The 19,412-nt window shown below is 54.5% G+C and carries 18 protein-coding genes; 12 read left to right on the top strand and 6 right to left on the bottom strand.

The genetic code is table 11. The features are described from left to right. Positions 1-101 precede the first annotated feature (101 nt). Positions 102-782, bottom strand: coding sequence for a hypothetical protein (locus ACQY4Z_RS23390; RefSeq protein WP_428525292.1), 681 nt, complete (start codon positions 780-782; stop codon positions 102-104). Positions 783-1,469: 687 nt separating this feature from the next. Here ACQY4Z_RS23390 and ACQY4Z_RS23385 point away from each other — a divergent pair. From ACQY4Z_RS23385 to ACQY4Z_RS23370, 4 genes are all read left to right on the top strand, one after another. After that, on the top strand, positions 1,470-2,066 hold the full coding sequence (locus ACQY4Z_RS23385; protein ID WP_428525290.1) for a hypothetical protein: 597 nt from the start codon (positions 1,470-1,472) through the stop codon (positions 2,064-2,066). 301 nt (positions 2,067-2,367) lie between these two features. Beyond that, complete coding sequence (locus ACQY4Z_RS23380; protein WP_428525288.1) at positions 2,368-3,666, top strand: NAD(P)/FAD-dependent oxidoreductase; 1,299 nt, start codon at positions 2,368-2,370, stop codon at positions 3,664-3,666. Further along, positions 3,663-4,541, top strand: a complete 879-nt coding sequence (locus ACQY4Z_RS23375) for a DUF1365 domain-containing protein (protein ID WP_428525286.1) — start codon at positions 3,663-3,665, stop codon at positions 4,539-4,541. Before ACQY4Z_RS23380 ends, ACQY4Z_RS23375 begins: the two co-directional genes overlap by 4 nt. After that, on the top strand, positions 4,538-5,767 hold the full coding sequence (locus ACQY4Z_RS23370) for a class I SAM-dependent methyltransferase (RefSeq protein ID WP_428525284.1): 1,230 nt from the start codon (positions 4,538-4,540) through the stop codon (positions 5,765-5,767). The genes ACQY4Z_RS23375 and ACQY4Z_RS23370 overlap by 4 nt, the downstream gene beginning before the upstream one ends. A gap of 184 nt (positions 5,768-5,951) precedes the next feature. Here the strand turns inward: ACQY4Z_RS23370 and ACQY4Z_RS23365 are convergent, their stop codons facing one another. Together ACQY4Z_RS23365 and ACQY4Z_RS23360 are read right to left on the bottom strand one after the other, a co-directional pair. Beyond that, the gene (locus tag ACQY4Z_RS23365) at positions 5,952-6,749 is read right to left on the bottom strand and encodes an SDR family NAD(P)-dependent oxidoreductase (protein WP_428529657.1); all 798 of its coding nucleotides are present in this window, start codon (positions 6,747-6,749) and stop codon (positions 5,952-5,954) included. A 61-nt stretch (positions 6,750-6,810) separates the two neighbouring features. Further along, a complete protein-coding gene (locus tag ACQY4Z_RS23360; RefSeq protein ID WP_306148653.1) occupies positions 6,811-7,461 on the bottom strand; it encodes a ChrR family anti-sigma-E factor in 651 nt (216 codons plus the stop codon). A 314-nt stretch (positions 7,462-7,775) separates the two neighbouring features. Between ACQY4Z_RS23360 and ACQY4Z_RS23355 the strand changes: the two genes are divergently transcribed. From ACQY4Z_RS23355 to ACQY4Z_RS23345, 3 genes are all read left to right on the top strand, one after another. Further along, complete coding sequence (locus ACQY4Z_RS23355) at positions 7,776-8,810, top strand: cysteine synthase A (RefSeq protein WP_428525282.1); 1,035 nt, start codon at positions 7,776-7,778, stop codon at positions 8,808-8,810. A 34-nt stretch (positions 8,811-8,844) separates the two neighbouring features. Further along, positions 8,845-10,359 carry a cardiolipin synthase gene (gene cls, locus ACQY4Z_RS23350; protein ID WP_428525280.1) on the top strand — a complete coding sequence of 505 codons (1,515 nt, stop codon included), beginning with the start codon at positions 8,845-8,847 and terminating at the stop codon, positions 10,357-10,359. Between the two features lie 120 nt (positions 10,360-10,479). Beyond that, complete coding sequence (locus ACQY4Z_RS23345) at positions 10,480-11,049, top strand: N-acetyltransferase family protein (RefSeq protein WP_428525278.1); 570 nt, start codon at positions 10,480-10,482, stop codon at positions 11,047-11,049. Positions 11,050-11,101: 52 nt separating this feature from the next. Here the strand turns inward: ACQY4Z_RS23345 and ACQY4Z_RS23340 are convergent, their stop codons facing one another. Then, positions 11,102-13,096, bottom strand: a complete 1,995-nt coding sequence (locus ACQY4Z_RS23340) for a diguanylate cyclase (protein WP_428525276.1) — start codon at positions 13,094-13,096, stop codon at positions 11,102-11,104. Positions 13,097-13,334: 238 nt separating this feature from the next. Here ACQY4Z_RS23340 and ACQY4Z_RS23335 point away from each other — a divergent pair, with 238 nt between their 5' ends. The 4 genes from ACQY4Z_RS23335 (at position 13,335) to sseA (ending at position 16,149) form a co-directional block, all read left to right on the top strand. Further along, the gene (locus tag ACQY4Z_RS23335) at positions 13,335-13,982 is read left to right on the top strand and encodes a LysE family translocator (protein WP_428525274.1); all 648 of its coding nucleotides are present in this window, start codon (positions 13,335-13,337) and stop codon (positions 13,980-13,982) included. A 98-nt stretch (positions 13,983-14,080) separates the two neighbouring features. After that, entirely contained in the window at positions 14,081-14,797 is a 717-nt protein-coding gene (locus ACQY4Z_RS23330; protein ID WP_428525272.1) for an alanyl-tRNA editing protein, read from the top strand. A gap of 21 nt (positions 14,798-14,818) precedes the next feature. Further along, entirely contained in the window at positions 14,819-15,307 is a 489-nt protein-coding gene (locus tag ACQY4Z_RS23325; protein ID WP_409687942.1) for a GFA family protein, read from the top strand. Continuing rightward, the gene (sseA, locus tag ACQY4Z_RS23320; RefSeq protein ID WP_428525270.1) at positions 15,304-16,149 is read left to right on the top strand and encodes a 3-mercaptopyruvate sulfurtransferase; all 846 of its coding nucleotides are present in this window, start codon (positions 15,304-15,306) and stop codon (positions 16,147-16,149) included. Before ACQY4Z_RS23325 ends, sseA begins: the two co-directional genes overlap by 4 nt. A 55-nt stretch (positions 16,150-16,204) precedes the next feature. Here the strand turns inward: sseA and ACQY4Z_RS23315 are convergent, their stop codons facing one another. Next, positions 16,205-17,020, bottom strand: a complete 816-nt coding sequence (locus ACQY4Z_RS23315) for an HD domain-containing protein (protein ID WP_409687948.1) — start codon at positions 17,018-17,020, stop codon at positions 16,205-16,207. A gap of 75 nt (positions 17,021-17,095) precedes the next feature. Between ACQY4Z_RS23315 and ACQY4Z_RS23310 the strand changes: the two genes are divergently transcribed. Continuing rightward, positions 17,096-17,716: a TetR/AcrR family transcriptional regulator gene (locus tag ACQY4Z_RS23310; RefSeq protein WP_428525268.1), complete on the top strand. Its 621-nt coding sequence runs from the start codon at positions 17,096-17,098 to the stop codon at positions 17,714-17,716. Positions 17,717-17,782: 66 nt separating this feature from the next. On the opposite strand, the gene ACQY4Z_RS23305 is transcribed toward ACQY4Z_RS23310, so the two are convergent. Next, positions 17,783-19,117, bottom strand: a complete 1,335-nt coding sequence (locus ACQY4Z_RS23305; protein WP_428525266.1) for a protoglobin domain-containing protein — start codon at positions 19,115-19,117, stop codon at positions 17,783-17,785. Between the last annotated feature and the right edge of the window lie 295 nt (positions 19,118-19,412).

The following is a 19,412-nucleotide window of genomic DNA, read 5'->3' as shown; positions in this document are numbered from 1 at the left end:
GCGTTGATGCCCGTTCACACGTGAAGCTTGACCGTTCGAAAACACAGAAATCAAGGACTGCCGGAAACCGCCAGCCCCGCCCTGTCATGGACTGCCGTCGATCAGTCCAGGTTCACCTTGTACTCAGCTTTCAATTCCGCGACCTTGTCAGCGTTTTCGGACATCCAAGAATTAAAGTCCGCAATCAACTCCGGCTTTGTTGTCGTGCTGGCATAATAGTAGTCGCGGGTATGCTTGAGATCCGGATCGAACGAGAGCGCATTCGGCTGCCCCATTTCACCCAGTTGGTGCTGAATGACCGCTACGTTGGCATAAGCAGCATCGATACGGTTGTTTATGGCTTGTTTGATCAGACCATCCAGGGATTTCACTTCCGACAACTCGACGGCTCCGGAGGAGGTCAGATCGATCCAGGACCAAGGCGTAAAGCCGCGCACGGTACCCAGTTTCTTGACCGACCCCATTCCTTTACCGACATTGCCCGGCGTCACAGAGACCCCATCGATGTATTCGACTACCTTGTCGGAGTAGACCACCGGCTTGCCATCCTTCAAATCCGCGGACCAATAGGCATTGTCCGGATATTTGATATCGACCGTTCCTTCGACCAGGTTTTCCATCAAGCGCTTGATCGGATACGCCTCATATTTCAGCGTGTGTCCGTTATCCGACGCCCATGCATCCAGCAGCGCCCGTCCAAAACCGCCATACTCCCCGCCTTCCATGGTGTAATGCGGGTAGTAGGTTAGATCTTCAACGCCAACAATTACAGTATCTGCCAATGCAACAGATGAAAGTGAAACACCTCCCAATAAAACAGTATGAATTGATAGTATTTTTACGAATAACTTAAGATCTGCGTATTTCATGCTCCCTTACCTTTCTTGGCAAATTATCTGGAACTTGGTCTCACAACGTAATTGAGAACCCAATGAATTACGCATTTATTAATTCATATTTGGAAACAACTTTAAATTCCTTCTCGTAATTTTTGATAATCACTCCAAAAAGACTAAAAATTGGATAGGACGACACACCTTGACCTTCCGTAAAGGCAAGAATGACAATGCTCATATTCAATTAATTCAGAAAGAAGCCTGCCGGCTTTTTTGCTCAAAAACAGGCCTTTTTTCGTTGCCGATCCGCAACAGACCCGACAATCTGCAGATTTTATCCGCAATACTTACAATGAAGATAACATCACGTCAGCGTGATTTTTCTTGCACTGAGGCGACAAAGACACACTTATTAACGGAAAGTAGCCAGAAACGAGCAGTTTTGTGATGTTTATTACACCCATTCACCAGATTGTGGTGCGATAATGGCAAAATAGTGGCTGCGCATATAGGGGCGCTTTCACGCTAAAAGACGGAAAACAAAAGGAATTTGGTCAAGAAGTCCAAAACGGACCAGGATCACAAGGCCCCAAAGCGCGGTAAATTGAGTTGTATTAGCCTTGGGAGGCGATCATGCAACGGAATACCAAAGCAGGAGCGTTTGCGCTTGGCCTCATCCTCGCGTTTGCGGGAAGCGCGGCAGCCAGTCCTTTGCCGCAAGAAACGATTACTTTGCCGGAAGACAGCCTTGAGGTGACAGTCGCCTCTGCGAGCCTGGATCAAAAAGATCCGCTTGAGAGCGAACTGACCATATGGGTCGGAGAAGTGCACTTGAACGGCCGCGACGTCGTTTGGGTCGAGCTGATCGATTCCTATGGTGAAGTGATTTACGATTCCGAAGTCAGCACCAACGAAACCCATCTGTTGCCGGATGGACGCGCGGTCGTGGTCAATGCGCTAGATCCGCAGACTATGGTTGCGGAGAAGGATGAATCCCGTCTCGTGACCGAAGGCGCACTTGTTGTGACCCGGCGGGTCATCAACGATGGTGGCAACGCTGCGGCGGTTGAATTGATCGAAACATCGGACGAGCCCGCTCGTAAGGGCACGATGCTCGAAATCGCCGACTTCGGCCAGACAGTTTGGGAACGCGTTGTTGCTTTCTTCAACGCAGCCACAAGTCAGGTAAAGGTCGCATGGACCTGGCTGGTCGACACGCTTCAAGCCTGATCGCCATAGTCCCCGCGAACAGGTTGATGCGGTCCGCTCGTCAGAGCGGGCCGCGCCCCCTTGGCCACGCAAGAGTGACCCGAACCTGCGCTCTTTGAAAAACTCCGCCGCGAACAGCGACGGGTTGTCTCTTCATTTTCAACACACCTTTGCCTCGAATTGAATTTTCATAGGAAATTCATTGCCCTGCGTGATCCGCACTTTAAACTCCCCCGTAGACGGTCTTGAATAGCAACTGACCAACCGACTGGGCTTCCCCACGCTGGGATTTAGGCGGCCCTGCCAAGCCAAAGGATTTAACATGCGGATTGCCGTCATCGGCTCGGGTATTTCCGGAAACAGTGCTGCATGGGCACTTAACAGCCACCACGATGTTGTTCTTTACGAGAAAAGAGACCGTCCGGGTGGCCACAGCGCAACGGCCGATATCGACTACAACGGCACCCCGATGAGCGTCGACACAGGCTTCATTGTCTATAACGAACTCAACTACCCGAACTTCACAGCCCTACTCGACCATTTGGGTGTTGCAACCGAGATCAGCGACATGAGTTTCTCGCTGTCAGCGGACCGGGGCAAACTGGAATGGTGTGGCGACGGGCTCAACGCCGTGTTCGCGCAGCGCAAGAACATTGTCTCGCCGCGATTCTTGAAAATGCTTCGGGACATCTTCCGCTTTAACAAACAAGCCGTCGCGGACTTGAACTCAGGTCGGCTTGCGGGCCAAACCCTTGGTGGCTATCTGGAGGCGGAGCGCTACTCCAGCGGTTTCATCAACGATTATCTGCTTGCCATGGGGGCTGCCATCTGGTCGACCCCGATTAACGAGATGCGCGCCTACCCGGCCGAGAGCTTCGTGGCGTTCTTCGACAATCACCGTCTCCTGTCCTTCGACCGTCAGCTGTGGCGGACGGTCTCCGGTGGCAGCCGCAACTACGTGAAGAAACTCACTGAGCCGTTTGCCAACAAGATGCGTCTTGGCAGCCCGGTTGCGGAAATCCTCAGAACAGATGGAAAAGTCGTTGTTCGCGACGAGACGGGTCATACCGATACATTCGATCACGTCATCATGGCCAGCCATACGGATCAAAGCCTTGCCATGCTCGGCGATCCAAGCGCGGAAGAGCGGGAGATATTGAGCGCGATCCGGTACCGCCCGAACGAGGTGTATCTGCACCGGGACGAAAGCCTGATGCCCAACAAGAAAAAGGTTTGGGCATCCTGGAACTACATGTCGGACCGAGAAGCGGGTGAAACACGTGATGTGACGGTGTCCTATTGGATGAACCGGCTGCAGAACCTTGACCGCTCCAAGCCGGTCTTTGTCACACTCAATCCATTCCAGCCACCGAGCGAAGACAAGACTTTCGCCAAATATATTTATGACCACCCGCAATTTGATGCCAAAGCCCTGGCGGCCAAGCAGCAGCTCAGCAAGATCCAGGGTGTGAACAACACCTGGTATTGCGGCGCATGGAACGGTCATGGCTTCCACGAGGACGGATTGGCATCCGGTCTTAACGTAGCCAAGGCACTGGGGGCTGTCCTGCCGTGGGAGCGTGAGCGTCAAGAGCCTGTGATGCTGGAAGCCGCTGAATGACACCCGCACCTGCCAAAAACAGGATGTCGGATAATGGCCCCGCGCCGGATGCCGCGGCAGCGCTTTACAATGGCGCTGTCATGCACCAGCGCATGAAACCAAAACAGCACCGGTTCTCTTATGACGTTTTCAATCTTCTGATCGATATCGATCGGTTGAAAGAAGCTTCAAGATTGAGTTGGATGTTGTCGGTCAACCGGTTCAACCTTCTCTCGTTTCATGAAAAAGATCATGGCCCGCGAGACGGAAGCTCGTTGAGACAACACATCGACAGCTTGCTGGAGAAAGAGGGTTTGGAGCGGGCCCACCGGGTAGTGCTGCTCGCCTATCCCCGGCTTTTGGGGTATGGGTTCAATCCGCTCAGCGTCTATTATGCTTATGATAAGAACGATCGGCTGACCGCACTCGTATATGAGGTCCGCAACACCTTCGGCGGTCTACATACCTATGTCGGGCCGGTGCGTGACGGGCAGATCAGCGATGCCGGTGTTCGTCAGGATCAGCGTAAAGAGTTTTACGTGTCGCCGTTTATCAGCATGCAGCAGCATTATCACTTTCGAATGCTGCCGCCGGGCAATGCGGTGCGGGTCCGGATCCTGGAGACGGACGACACAGGTCCATTGTTGTCAGCAACCTTTTCCGGCACGCAGGAACCCTTGACCACATGGTCTTTGATGCGCGCTTTTGCGCGGGTTCCGCTTTTGACCTTCAAGGTGATGGCCGCCATTCATTGGCAAGCCTTTAAAATCTGGCGCAAGCGTGTACCATTTCATCCGCGGCCTGCGAATGATGGTAGGGACGACAGCGCGGGCCGGAGCACAGCTTCGGAACTTTGGCAAGAAACAACAAACAACATTTCAAGGGGTTCGGCATGAATGGGCCTATTGTGTTGTCCGAGGACAATCTCCGCACGCAACTCAAAGGAACGCCGCGGCTTGCGCGCATGGCGGCAAACCTGGCAATCAAGATCCGCTATGGAACGCTCGACATCACTTTCCCGGACGGGCGCATGTTCCGGATCAATGGAACGGAACCTGGGCCAGATGGCGTTCTGAAAATCCATAACTGGAAATTTTTCACTATGGCCGTCAAAGGCGGCGATGTTGGTGTCGGTGAAGCCTTCATGGCTGGCTATTGGTCATCTCCGGATGTCACGACATTCCTGGAGATTTTCGCGCTCAATCAGGCGTCCACTTTGGAGGCCTTGCGTGGTCGCCCGCTGACCCGTCTGTTGTTGTCGCTACGTCATTGGCTTAACGCGAACACAAAGCGTGGGTCCAAGCGCAACATCTCCGCACACTACGATCTGGGAAATGCGTTCTATCAGGAGTGGCTCGACCCGTCGATGACCTACTCCTCTGCAATCTTCAGCAATGAAACCAACAGCCTGGAACAAGCGCAAGCTGAGAAATACGCTTCGCTGGTCCGGCAAACCGGGATCGAACCTGGACACTCCGTTCTGGAAATCGGCTGCGGTTGGGGTGGTTTCGCAGAACATGTCGCCAAAACAGTCGGTGCGAACGTCCGAGGCCTGACGATCTCTCGGGAGCAGTATGATTACGCCAGAGAACGGATCTTCAAGGCCGGTCTCAACGAAAAAGTCGAAATCGTGTTCCAAGACTACCGCGACGAAAAAGGTGTTTATGATCGGATTGCCTCGATCGAAATGTTCGAGGCAGTCGGCGAAAAATACTGGCCGACTTACTTTGAGAAGGTGTCGGACTGCCTGAAGCCGGGCGGCAAGGCGGGTCTCCAAATCATCACGATCCAGGATCAGATGTTCGAGGACTACCGGTCTGGCACCGACTTTATTCAACGCTACATTTTCCCAGGCGGCATGCTTCCGCCTCCCGGGAAACTTTCAGAAATCGGCAAATCCCTTGGCCTTGATCTAAAAGATCAGAAAATTTTCGGGCAGGATTACGCGCGGACGCTTCTGGAATGGCGGCAACGCTTCCGCACCGCCTGGCCGCAAATCAGGCCGATGGGTTTCGATGAGCGGTTCAAACGGCTGTGGGAGTTCTATCTGCACTATTGCGAAGCCGGTTTCCGCGCTGGCAACATCGACGTCAGACAGCTGGTCTATGAAAAGGCAACCTGACGCGGTCTGTTGAGCTTACCTGAAAAGCAACTGAGCGGTGCAGCGTAGAGCTGTACCGCTCAGTTACATTTATGGGCATCGTCGCTGGTTGCCGACCTAACCAGAATTCAGGTCATCACTGTCAAGGGTCACCACTGAAGATGGCCGTGTTGGCAAAGAGGCTTACCAAACGATTTCCGGCGGTCTATGCCTTGCCCTTCTGATCCCACCCGGTCGTTTTGCGGACCAGTTTGTAATAGAGATTGAACGGCAAATACTCGATCGCTTTCAACTGGCGAACAAATGCCTTTGGAAACGAGATCTCAAAGCGCTTCCGATCCTGAAGTCCGTCGATGATCCCCCTGACAGCCTCTTGAGGTGAAATCAGGTGCGGCATCGGGAACGGATTTGATTTAGTGGCGGGTGTGTCGACAAATCCCGGGCTGATGACTTGCAGACGAATTCCGGCCCGCTCGAGATCAAACCGAAGGCTTTCCGCGAAATTGAACAGCGCGGCTTTGCTGGCGCCATAGGCAGCAGAGGTTGGAAGACCGCGGTAACCTGCAACAGATGACACGATAGCGATCTGCCCCTGCCCTGCCACCTTCATCACATTGATAGCTGGCAGAACGACGTTCACGGTGCCCATCAGGTTCACGTCGAACGTTTTTCGGTAGGCTTCCGCGTCGCCGTCGAGGCCATCTTGAGGCAGATAGATACCGGCATTTGCAACGACCAAAGCAAGCCCGTGTTCGGCCGCGATAGACCCGCAGTGCGCCGCCATAAGTGCGGTATCGCTAACATCGCCGGCATAGACCACAATGGAACCAGAAAAATCGGATGCGGCGTCCTTAAGCTCCGCCAAGGCATCCTCTGAGCGCGCTGTGACGGCCACCGTCCAGCCGGTTCGTGCCATCTCCAACGCCAATTCCCGACCGATGCCAGAACTTGCGCCTGTAATCCAAACAGCCCCGTCGGACGGGGCTGCTACATAACTTACTATGGGCAATGATGTCTCCTTAAGTCTCTGCTACCTATACGCAAAGACAGGAGAAATGGTTTGATTACCCGCGCATGAAAGGCGCGAACCAGCGGCCAACCGGCCCGGTCAATTCCAGGCGCCCAGCGGTCACTGCAAAGCAAATGCAGTCATCGCCGTCGTCCGCAATCGGGCGATGGTCCACATCGTCGTCGGCGAAGGCAACGTCGCCAGTCACATAGTGACCATCGGTGTCCTTGAAGCCGCCCTGGAGAACAAGGGTGAGTTCAGTCCCGTGGTGTGTATGTGACGGCATTGCGCGCCCTGCGCGGACCCAGATGAGGCTGGCATCGCAGCCATCAATCTCGCCGAGTTTGCATTCTTTCACGCCAGGAAGAAGTGTTTTCCAGGCAACGTTGTCCATCGACGGGCCGATAATCGAACGGAGCGATTCGGGAACACGGCTATCACTCTCGCACGTGCGCCTGGGGGCTAGGTCCCGGATTGGCTCTTCACTCTCAAAAATCGCGGCCAAGGCAGAGTCGCGATCTGCAAATTCAACAGGATCACTATCAGCGATCCCCGTGCTGGCAAGAGTCTCAAGAGAATGGACATAGCCCCGGTTCTGGCCGCTCAATTCCAAGTGAGCACCAATCAGAGCTTGAGCCGGATACGTAAGTGTTCCGGCTGCGTATCCAGCCAACAACTCATCCATTCCGGTCACGTGCTTTTCCATCTCGTATCTCATGCTTACCTTTTGCTTCCAGAGTACAGTTCGCCTACGGCCTGATTCAGCATCTGGATCATTTGCAAAACTAAATAAGCCGAATTTTCCTCGAGATCTAGGGGATCTGAAGAACAACTCAGCCAGTACTTTTAATGAAAACGCTTACAGCGCCAAAAATATCGATTTTAATATGTAGCAATCCGCAGTTAAAGACTTACATTGCTTGCTTGATAAGACCTATCGGTGCCATTAGCGTCGGCGCTGAACGCGTGATGAAATCTATGGAACAGCGCTCCGCTGTCCACTCTGTCGGGATCAATTGAATGTCTGTGTCCGCATCTGTCGTCGATGCCATCGGCAATACGCCGCTTATCCGCCTTAAGGGCCTGTCCGAAGAGACCGGTTGTGAGATTTTCGGCAAGGCCGAGTTCATGAACCCGGGACAATCCGTCAAGGACCGCCCGGCTCGTCAGATGATCCTGGAAGCCGAAGCGCGCGGCGATCTGAAGCCCGGCGGTGTCATCGTTGAAGGGACAGCAGGGAACACCGGCATCGGCCTTGCGCTGGTTGCAAGTGCACGCGGATATCGGACCGTTATCGTTATCCCGGAAACCCAGACCCAGGAAAAGAAGGATATGCTGCGCATGTGCGGCGCAGAGCTTCTCGAAGTTCCGGCAAAACCCTTCAAAGATCCGAACAATTACCAGCATGTGGCGCGCCGCCTTGCTGACGAAATGGCCAAGACCGAACCAAATGGTGTTCTCTTCGCCGACCAATGGAACAATCTGGACAATCGCAAAGCCCACTATCTGACAACGGGTCCGGAAATCCTTGCTCAGACAGACGGAAAGATTGACGGATTTATTTGTGCCGTCGGCTCCGGCGGTACGCTTGCCGGCGTCTCCACGTATCTGCGCGAGCAAAAGCCGGGCATTACGATCGGATGCGCCGACCCGCTGGGCGCAGGCATGTATCACCTCTTTAAAGATGGCGAAGCAAAGGCCACCGACGGCGGTTCGATTGCAGAAGGCATTGGACTTGGCCGCTCAACGGTGATTGTCGGCGATATCAAGGTCGATCATCCATATTCAATCCCTGATGAAGAAGCGCTGCCGCTTGTCTTTGATCTTGCCGAAAACGAGGGACTGCTGCTCGGCGGCTCGTCTGCGATCAACCTTGCTGGCGCAAGGCGCTTGGCAAAGGAAATGGGTCCGGGCCACACGATCGTGACCATCCTCTGTGACCATGGCACCCGCAGCCAATCGAAACTCTATAATCCAGAATTCCTGCGGGCCAAGAACTTGCCGGTGCCCGGTTGGCTTGAGCGGACAGTCGACCTGAAACCGCCCTTCGCATAACTTCCAATGAGGAGGAGACCGAGCCGGTCCAGTCATGTCGACCCATGATCCTGCACTTCAAACCGGCATTGCCGATACAAGGCGCGTGATCCAGGATGCTGCCACGGACATAACCGTCGTTGATATGGTGGCAAACAACCTGGGTCTGGTCGCAGGTGCGCTTGCGGTTGTTTACATCACAGCGATTATTTGTGCGGTTCGCGAGATTATGTACTCGCGCACCTCACAAGGTTCGGTTGCCTGGCTCCTGTCTCTGTTTTTCATCCCATATGTCACTGTCCCGCTGTATTTTGTGTTCGGCTGGCGGTCCTTTTCCGACTACGCGAAAATTCAAATTACACTTGGCCGCAGCGAACGAGCGCGCCGGGCCGATGAACTTGGTCTCACAGACCACGACGAAACGCGGGATTGGCCCGTGCTTTCCCGTGTTGCCGGCGTGCCGTTTCTTGCAGGCAACACTTCCGAACTCCTGATCGACGGCGACGCAACCTTCACAGCGATCAAGGACGGGATCGCCCGAGCCGAAAGCGTTATCTTCTTTCAGTTCTTTGCAATACACGATGATGCCCTTGGCCGGGAAATGGCCGATGCGCTGATCGCGCGGGCCAAGGACGGAGTGGAGATTTACTTCCTCTATGATGATGTCGGGAGCCACTCGCTCTCCAATAAATACATCGAACGCCTGACGGACTCGGGTATCAAGGTTTGCGGCTTCAACGAAAATCACAAATTCCTGCGGGTTTTGGGGCCAATGCGGCTCAACTATCGAAACCACAGAAAACTGGTGGTGATCGATTATCGCGAAGCATTTGTCGGCGGCCATAACGTTGCGGATCAATATGTCGGGCGGAGCAAACGGTTTGGCCATTGGCGCGACACCCATGTGAGGATAGAAGGGCCGGCTGCCGTTGCCTGCGCCTTGTCATTTGTGGAAGACTGGCTCTGGGCGAGCGGCAATCACATCGATCTGCCGCAGGTGAGCGAAATTCCCATGCCGGGCGATGAGTCCGTGCTGGTGATGCCAACAGGTCCAGCTGACAAGTTGGAAGAATGCGCAATTGCTTTTGTTGAAGCCGCAGCGCAGGCAAAACACCGGCTTTGGATCACAACACCTTATCTGGTGCCGTCTTTGGACGTGCAAACGGCACTTGCCGCAGCTGCTATGCGCGGGGTCGATGTCCGCATTCTCCTACCGGAAAAACGCGACCACTGGACAGTCTGGCTCGCCAGCCATGCCTATGAGGATACGCTCGTCCAAAGAGGCGTTAAGATCTATCGGTACACGGACGGCTTCCTCCATCAGAAGGTGACCTTGCTTGACGATGATCTGGTGTCCATCGGCACCGTGAATTTCGACAACAGGTCCTTCCAGATCAACTTTGAACTCACGCTCTGGTTCACCCATGAACGGCTGATTTCAAAGGTGGAGAAGATGCTGGAAGACGATTTCGCGCATTCCCGCCTCACCTGGCCGGATGCGTTCCAGTCGCGCAGTTACATTTTCCAGGTTTTCGCCCAAGGCGCCCGGCTGCTGTCACCGATCCTTTAAAGGCAAGCGCACAGCACCAAAACCACATGACCCTGTTTATGCCGCATTGCAGCACTAATCTCTGATTCCAGGGAGGACACTTTCATCGCCGGAAAACCGGCAGACACAGAGGGTCCTTACATGAACGACAACTTAGCTGTTTCTCATCCCGGCATCAGACGACTTTGGCAGTCTGACCTCGACAGGCTCACCGAACATTTTCAAAGACTTGACAGCGATACCCGGCGGCTGAGGTTTGCCGGAAAGGTCAGTGACGGTTTTGTCGATCAATATGCCGAATCCATTCTTTCAGCCGGCGCAATAGGGTATGGCGCTTTTCCTGATCACGAGTTGCGTGGAATGGCGGAACTGCGCGAATTGCAAAACAGTTGGCCGCGCGCAGCCGAACTTGCGCTTGTCGTTGAACGGGACTGGCAAGAAAAAGGCATCGGTAAGGCCCTGTTCAATCGGATGATCGGCGCGGCCCAAACCAGACAGATCAAGACCATCCATATGCTGTGCCTTCTTGAAAATACTCGCATGAGGAACCTTGCGAAACTGCATGATGCGACCCTTGCGATCGACAGCGGGATCATGGAGGCCACATTGTCCGTCGCCCGCCCCTCACCAATCGCATTTCTGGAAAAGCTTTATGGCGACCCTTGCAATATTCTGAGAGCGACAATTCGCGTGGGCGGCCAAACGCGATAGGCAGACGATCGTGCCAAGAAAACCGCGGTCACCAAAATGCCCAAGCGCCTGATCAAACACAGGTCTCGATTGGACACTCGCCAAGTGCGGCAAAAAACATGTCATCGGCGGCCTCGGCAAACTGTGTGCCGACCGCCTTGATATGACATCCATAGGGCTCGCCGGTCTTGCGCTGGTTTACAATGCGTATTTCACCCTCGCCGGTTTTAAGGACCTGCGGCATAAGGCGCTTGGCCTCGCAGATGTTGGTTTGAACGCACTGCAGGACTTCAGGTTTCTGTCCGAGGAGCTCATCAGGGCTGTACGCCGTCAGCCCTTCAACGTCTCCACCAACACGCTCGAAAACGACCTCTCCGCCCCTCCCTTTTCGGGTGATGGCAGTCATGATGCCAAGTTTAAGGGCGATGTCGCACACTGTATCCCAGTCGGCATCTGGATCCCTTGCCAGTTCTTTCACGTAACTCAACCGGTCTTCACCTGTCGTCAAGGCCAGGTCATCGGCCCGATGCATGGCGATTTCAACCCGGTTCCTTCCAATTCTCTTGGCCTTATAGAGCGCTGCATCGGCGCGCTTGAGCGCAGAGGCCACAGTATCCTTTTCAGGATTCAGGGCAGCCACTCCAAAGCTTCCGGTATAAGAAACGTTGTGATGCCCCACCATGCGGCTTTCAAGAGCGCACCGAATGCGCTCACTCAACTTAGCCGCCTGATCAATGTTGGTATCCAACAATAAAATCGCGAACTCTTCTCCGCCGACACGAGCGAACAGGTCATAGCTCCGCAAACACTCCGACACCGTATGTGTCATGTCGATCAAAACGGCGTCACCCACGTCATGGCCAAACGTGTCATTAACCCGTTTAAATTTGTCCAGATCCAACATCACCACGGACAATGGCGTGTGTGAGCGCGCCGAATGGCTGCGTTCCCGCTCTGCAAGCTCAAAGAAGACCCGCCGGTTTGCGATTCCGGTCAGTTCATCAGTTGCCGCCAGTTTTTGTGCCCGGTCCTTCTCCGCTTCCAGTTCGGCCGTGCGAAGACGGACCTCGTCTTCCAGGGATTGCCGGACATCGCGCGCATCCTTGAGAGCCAATTGGAGATGTGCGGTGCCCGCAGACAGATACAAAGTAGAGATGCCAACGGTTCCGATCAGCAACTGAATGTCTATCAACGCATCGTTACGGACATCGGAGACGAAAGGTCCGAACCCGGCAACCGTTGCGCCAATTGCGCCGATTGAAAGCACCGGGAGCGCCAGGCAAATGAGCGGCACCCCGACCCTGACAGACATCAGCATCATGATCGGAGGAACCATGAACAGCAGTAATCGGTAGACGATTGTATCTTGCGGTGCGATCAGGATAGTCAGTCCAACTGCGATCAGGGCCGAAAGCAACACGAAGGCCTCAGAGCGATGCTCCCGAATGCGGAACAGAGTTCTGCCTTGAGCCAGAAGAATTAGAAGCGGGGCCAGAACCAATACACCGATTGCGTCTCCGGTGAACCAGGTGACAAACAGTGTGGCATAGGATGGTGTTTCAACGAAACCGAAGATCCAAAGGCCGGTCACGCCGAACACTGCACTTGCAAGGCTGCCGAGCAACACAGCATAAAACAGGAACGCGGTGACGCCGTGCAACGATGCAAAGAGGTGTTTTGGTGAAATCTGCCGTGTGATAATCGCAGCGGCACCAGCGGTCGCCAAAGCATCGCCGACACCATTGGAAAAACCGCTGCCAATGGCCCTTGCAGCTGTTTCCAGTGAAGTCGGATCGAAATACGCCCACCCGTTTCCGATCATGGCGCCTGCCAGAACGCCGGGCCAAATACCGGGACCCCGTATTAAAGCCCACGCAAAACATACACCTGACGGGATCCATACGGGCGTTACATTGCCTGGCGGAATACCCAGCGTCTGGCTGAAACGGGCCAGGACGAAATAAACAAGCGCGACACTGGCCCATTCAAGGAAACGAACTTCTACCCGGACCACAGTACCTCCTTCACTGAAAAAGGCAGTATGGGAACACTTTGCGCTACTTGGCATTGTAACGTCATCAAGAGGCTCGGGTTCCCTCAAAGTCAGTTATCAACCTTTTTTCCCATTCTGGATCATAGGACCAACCGTCAGCGTAAGACTTAACATAATCGCTTAATTTCGAATATGGTTAAATATAGTTTCTTCTCTCAAAACCATTGATTGTTTCGTCTTGCGGTTTTTCTTTGACAAGAGTTGCCTTACAAAGGCAGGTGCTACACGACAGCTTATTGGTGTTAATCGCTAAATGCCTGATTTTCTGCCCACTTTCTCGGTACTCGCCGCCTTCACGGCCGCTGCTCTGGTCCTGACGATCACACCAGGCCCGGACATGACCCTGTTCATGAGCAAAACGCTCACCCAGGGACGCAGAGCCGGGATCGCGGCGGTCCTTGGGGCTACGACCGGGTTGATCATCCACACGATCCTCGCAGCTATTGGCATTTCTGCGCTTCTTGCAGCCTCTGCGACAGCATTTACAGTGTTGAAGTTTGTCGGCGCGGCGTATCTGATTTGGCTTGCTATACAGGCTCTCAGAAAAGGCACTTCCCTCACCCTTGAGGCCGCAGAAAGCAAAACCCAACCGTTCCGCAGGGTTTGGCTGCAGGGGCTTGGGGTGAACATTCTCAATCCGAAAATCGTCCTGTTTTTCGTGACCTTCCTTCCGCAATTCGTGTCGGCAAGCGACCCGCATGCAACTGCAAAACTTCTGTTTTTCGGAGGCTATTTCGTTCTGCTCGGGATGCCGATTTGTGTCCTGATGGTTTTGGGCGCGGGCGCGTTTTCACGCTTCCTCAAGTCGTCGCCAGCGTTCATGCGCGCTTTCGACTGGCTGTTCGCCGGGATCATGGGAACCTTCGCACTGAAGCTGCTGGTCGCAAAGGCAAACGCCTGAACGGTTTCGCGCGACTTTTCATCTCAAAACCGGATTGACCCATTTCTCCGGCTGTGCACTCTTGGGCAAAATCAGTTTTCTTCCAAGGAGTTGCTTAGATGACCACGCCCCTCTTCCGCGATGATGCCTATTTGCGCAGCTGCGAAGCGGATGTTGTGGCGGTGAACGAGCGTGGCGGCATCGTCCTGGATCGAACTGTATTCTATGCAACCGGCGGCGGACAGCCCGGAGATACCGGGTATCTTGAGCTTGAAGACGGTGCCCGCATCGACATTGCAACGACCGTTTATGACGCCGACAAGAAAACGATCGTCCACGTGCCGGCAGAGGAACAGACACTGCCGGAGCCAGGCACAAAACTGACGGCACATATTGATTGGGCGCGCCGCTACCGGTTGATGCGAATGCATACGGCGCTTCATCTATTGTCGGTCGCGCTGCCCTTTCCAGTGACTGGTGGTCAAATCGGCGACGGCGAAGGCCGGCTCGATTTCGATATGGGCGACACGGCGCTCGACAAGGAAAAAGTCGCCGAGACACTGAATGAACTTGCAGGCGGCGATCATGATGTTGCGTTCGAGTGGATCACCGATGAAGAACTGGACGCCAACCCCGGGCTTGTGAAAACGATGTCCGTTCAGCCGCCCCGCGGTGCCGGCCGGGTGCGGCTGGTCCGGATCGGTGGGGATATTGATCTTCAACCATGCGGGGGCACCCACGTTTCCAAAACATCTGAAATCGGCCCTCTGGAACTCGGCAAAAGCGAGAAAAAAGGCAAACAGAACAGACGGGTTCGAATTCGCCTCGCCGATTGAGACTGTTTGGGAGGATGTGCCATGAAACTATCCGGCAGTTGCCATTGCGGCGCCATTCACTTCGATGTGGAGAGCAAGACGCCCTACCCTTACATGCGCTGCTATTGCTCGGTCTGCCGGAAGACAACCGGTGCCGGCGGTTATGCGATCAATCTGATGGGTGAAGCCGAGAGCCTTCAGATCCACGACCCGCATAAGGTGAGAAAAGTCTATCAGGCGGAGTTCGAGGCAGGTTTGAGCCCCGCTGAGCGCTCGTTCTGCGGACGGTGCGGCAGCCATCTCTGGCTTTGGGACCCGCGGTGGCCCGGCCTTGTTCATCCGCTGGCAGCTGCCATCGATACGCCGCTGCCGAAACCACCTGAAACCGTACATATCCTCCTGGAGAGCAAACCAGACTGGGTTGAGGTTGCAGAAGGACCCGATCAGGCCCATTTCCAGGAATATCCGGAGCTTTCCATTGAAGACTGGCATAAGCGCCACGGCCTTTACGAAAACAAGGACACCTCATGACCTATCATCCGCTTGTCTCGACAGACTGGCTGGCCGATCATCTGGATGCACCGGATGTGGTCGTCGTCAATGCCTGGATGCCGCCGGTAACGACGCCGGACGCCAAACCGGTCTATCCGGACAGCCATATCCCGGGTGCTGTGTTTTTTGACGTCAATGAAATTTGCGACAAGAACAGCGACCTGCCGCATATGCTGCCGGCCCCGCACGTCTTTTCCTCCGCCATGCGCAAGCTCGGGATCGGGGATGGCCAGACCATCGTCGTTTATGATGACTTTGGCTTCTATTCCGCCGCCCGTGTCTGGTGGACCTTCCGGACGTTTGGTGTTGAAAACGTCTATGTTCTGGACGGCGGCATGCCGAAATGGCAGGGCGAAAACCTGCCAGTCAACGATGATCCTGTCCGGCGGCCGGAACGCCACTTCTCGGCACGGCTCGACCACAGCGCTGTTGCCAATCTGTCTGCCATCAAAGCCTTGAGCGCATCCGGAAACGGGCAAATTCTCGATGCCCGGTCTGCTGCCAGATTTGCCGGAGACGCCCCAGAACCGCGTCAGGGTTTGCGCAGCGGGCATATGCCGAATGCGCTGAACCTGCCATTCACGAACCTGATTTCTGAAGACGGCACGTTCAAACAACGGGACGGCCTGGAGCAGGCCTTCAAAAACGCCGGCGTTGACCTGTCCCGGCCGGCCACAACGACCTGTGGGTCCGGCGTCACCGCAGCGATCCTGACACTCGCACTCACAGTTCTTGGAACCCGGGACGTAAGCCTTTATGACGGGTCCTGGTCTGAATGGGGCGCACGCGACGACACGGACGTTGTAACTGGTCCGAACTAGGATATGGACTGAATGCGCTGGGGCCAATTCGCGCCCCCGCATGACCGAAACGATCTTAGGTGCGGGGCGCTGCGAGCAACTTGTCTTTGGGAATTTTTGCGGTGTGGTGCTTTCCGCCAACCCGGATCAGAAAGTCACCGCGCGTTCCCTGAAGATGGTGTCCGGGCCAGATCTCCAGACCGTTCATGAGATCGCCCTTCGGATGACGTTTCTGGACCTCACGGCGTGTCGATCCGGCGATACGCGCCCGGCCCATACCGAAGACGTCACACATAGCACCCCTCGAAAGCAGATGTGCCTCTGCGCCATGAAGGCGGCGCGAGACATACCCGTTCAAGTGCAGCCCGATCGCTTCTCCAATCTTCCGCGCTTTTGCAGGATCGTGCCCTTGGGAGACAAGAAGATCCTTGCTGCGCTTTGCGCCGTGAACGGTGAAACAACAGGCGCCCGGATGAACCGGACGGTCTTTGGCCAATCCAAGGTCGTGGAGCATCGCCGCCGAAAACAGAACCTCCCGGTCAACGTCCAGCTTCTTGTAGCCCGCAAGGCACATCGCCCAATAGTAGGTACGCCAGCTGTGTTCCAGAACGTCTGTTCCGAGTTTTTCTGAAGCGAGTGCCTCACTATCGGATACCAGCCGGGTTTGGAGCGGCAACAAGCCTTCAAGATCGGCCCCATAAGCGTTCATCAGACCCAGTTTGTCTGACGCCTGATCCAATGCCTGCAGCAGGCTCATCCGAACCATGTTTCCAATGACTGTGACCTTCTCGGCCCGCGTTAACCGTCCCTCGCTGAACGCACCTTTTCTCTCACCCCAGGCCAGAGATCCCATAATTGGCGCCTTGTGTTTTGTTTGACAAATGGTGGTCATATCAGCTCCTCTGTTTATTTGTACCGTATCGCATAAAAATAGACAGGTCGAGTTTTTTGTGCGAAGCGTTACAGAATGACGAAGGAACGAAAACGCGGCCGTCCTCGATCTTTCGATGAGACGGCAATTCTCGACAAGATCATGCAGGTCTTTTGGGAGCAGGGCTATTCAGCCACGAGCCTCGACCAGATAGCTGAGGCAACCAACCTCAACCGACCGAGCCTTTATTCTGCCTTTGGCAGCAAAAAAGACATGTATCTGAAGGTGATAAACCGCTTTGCCGACATGATGCAGGCACATCTTGCGGCGGCTGGTGATTTCGACGGATCTCTAAAGGACCGCTTCGAGGCGATCCTGTCAGCTGCCATCGATCTTTATACCGGTCAAACGGGTGTATCTGCATCCCGTTTCGGCTGCCTTGCCATTTCCACTCTGCCAGCAGAAGCAGCCCAGGATACAGAGTTTCTGAATGCCTTGAACAAGGTCATGGGCCGGATGGACCGCGGCTTCGTCCGCCTCATTCTTGGCTCCGGCGATGCCCCCGTTCATGAAGACGAAGCCAATGAAACGGCAAGGCTTTTTTCCGTCCTACTCCATGGCATGTCGGTGCGCGCTCGAGCAGGTGAAGATCCAGATGAGCTAAAAAGCCTCATCAAAAGCGCGGTCGACAGGCTTTTGCCCGATCCTGCCAGATGATGCATGGCGCATGTGGCTAAGGTCTAAAGGGTTCCCGGGAGCCTTTTCGACCCCTACCGGCCTCAATCAGGTTCCGGTCCGCAGTGTCTCAAAGAAGTTTTTGATTTCATCAGAAATCACATAGACGCTTGTGTTCATCCGGTCAGCCGCAGTCTTGAAATTGCCGGCAGCTCTGTCAGTTGCCACGACTGCATGCCCAACACCTTCGATATTGCCCTCAAGTGTTTGCGCCCCGTTCGCAACCGTCTGGACACTGTGTGAAATCTCTTGCGTCGCAGCGCCCTGCTCTTCAACGGCAGCGGCAATCGACGAGGTCATCTCATCCAGCTGCCGGACCACCTCTGCAATCGACTGGATGGACCCAACCGCGCCTTCCGTCGATTCCTGAATTTCGGAGACCTGTTGACTGATCTCTTCCGTCGCTTTCGCGGTCTGTTGGGCGAGCTCCTTGACCTCTGCAGCAACCACTGCAAAGCCTTTGCCCGCATCCCCTGCCCGTGCGGCCTCAATGGTCGCGTTGAGCGCCAAAAGATTCGTCTGCTCGGCAATTGCCTGAATCAGCCCAACAACGTCCCCAATCTTCTGCGCGGCCCCTGCAAGGCTCGCAACCTGATCGCTGGATTTTTCAGTTCCGGCCGACGCCTCGCTGGCAATTCTGGACGCGCCAACAATCTGCTTCGAGATCTCCTGGATGGAACTGGACAACTCTTCCGTCGCTGCGGCCACGGTTTGCACACTGTCGCTGGAATCTTTTGACACGGCCTCCGCGCTGGATATCTGATTTTGGGCTTCCTTGGAAAGGCTTTCAAGTTCCACCGCTTCACTGGTGACCGTCCTGGCGCCCTCATCAGCATCTTGCAGCGGCTTTTCGATTTTTTCCCGGAACTGGTCGATCGCCCGATTTAGCTGGTTCGCCTGCTCAGCCCGCTCCAACAACAGTTGTTCTTCATACGTTGAAATGGCCAAATCCATGTCGAACATGACTGCAGCCGTTACATGTTCCAGAACATCACCGAGATCGGTGAAGGATGTTCGATATTTCTTCACGAGATGTTTGTGCAGGCGTGTCAGGACAAACTTGTAACCTGCAATATACCAGCGGGGCTCAAGGCCGATACGGCAGTGAATATGCCCAATCCGGTTGATGCTTTCCTGATAGTCTTTGTCAAAGCCGCTCAAGAAGAGTTTTTCCCAATGGCTCTTTTGCGCACCGACCAAGCGCGGCTGCTGATCACCGACCATTGTGGCCATATGGGGTTCGGATTTGACGTGCGCATAAAAGCCGGCAAGCAGGTCATCCAGAGCCGGCTGAATAACCGGCCATATTTTCTTAAGTGCCGAGATGGTTTTGGAATCAATTTCTGCAAACTTCAGGCGATGATCAAAATCGGTTTCAGACATGGCAGCCCTCGCAACATACTGCCGTTAGGTCATATTGAAATGCTAAACATATTATAAATTGCAAATTACCTAGAAATAACTACCAATAGTTTCAACAATTTTCGTTAGTTTTCGCATATGCAGATCTACCAAGATGAACTGATCAGTGCCTATTTTGTAATCACTTAAATAAGTATAGATGGACGATTCGCGGTTGAATTGGGGTCTCTTTTTAGGATCTTCCGACACGTTAGCTTGGCATTTTGCGACAAAATAAAAAAAATCCCGGACCACCGGTCCGGGATTTCCAAGTTGT

Source organism: Roseibium sp., assembly GCF_965276855.1.
GTDB lineage: Bacteria > Pseudomonadota > Alphaproteobacteria > Rhizobiales > Stappiaceae > Roseibium.
The sequence above is the reverse complement of the archived record's forward strand: the minus strand, read 5'-3'. Positions and strand labels throughout refer to the sequence as shown.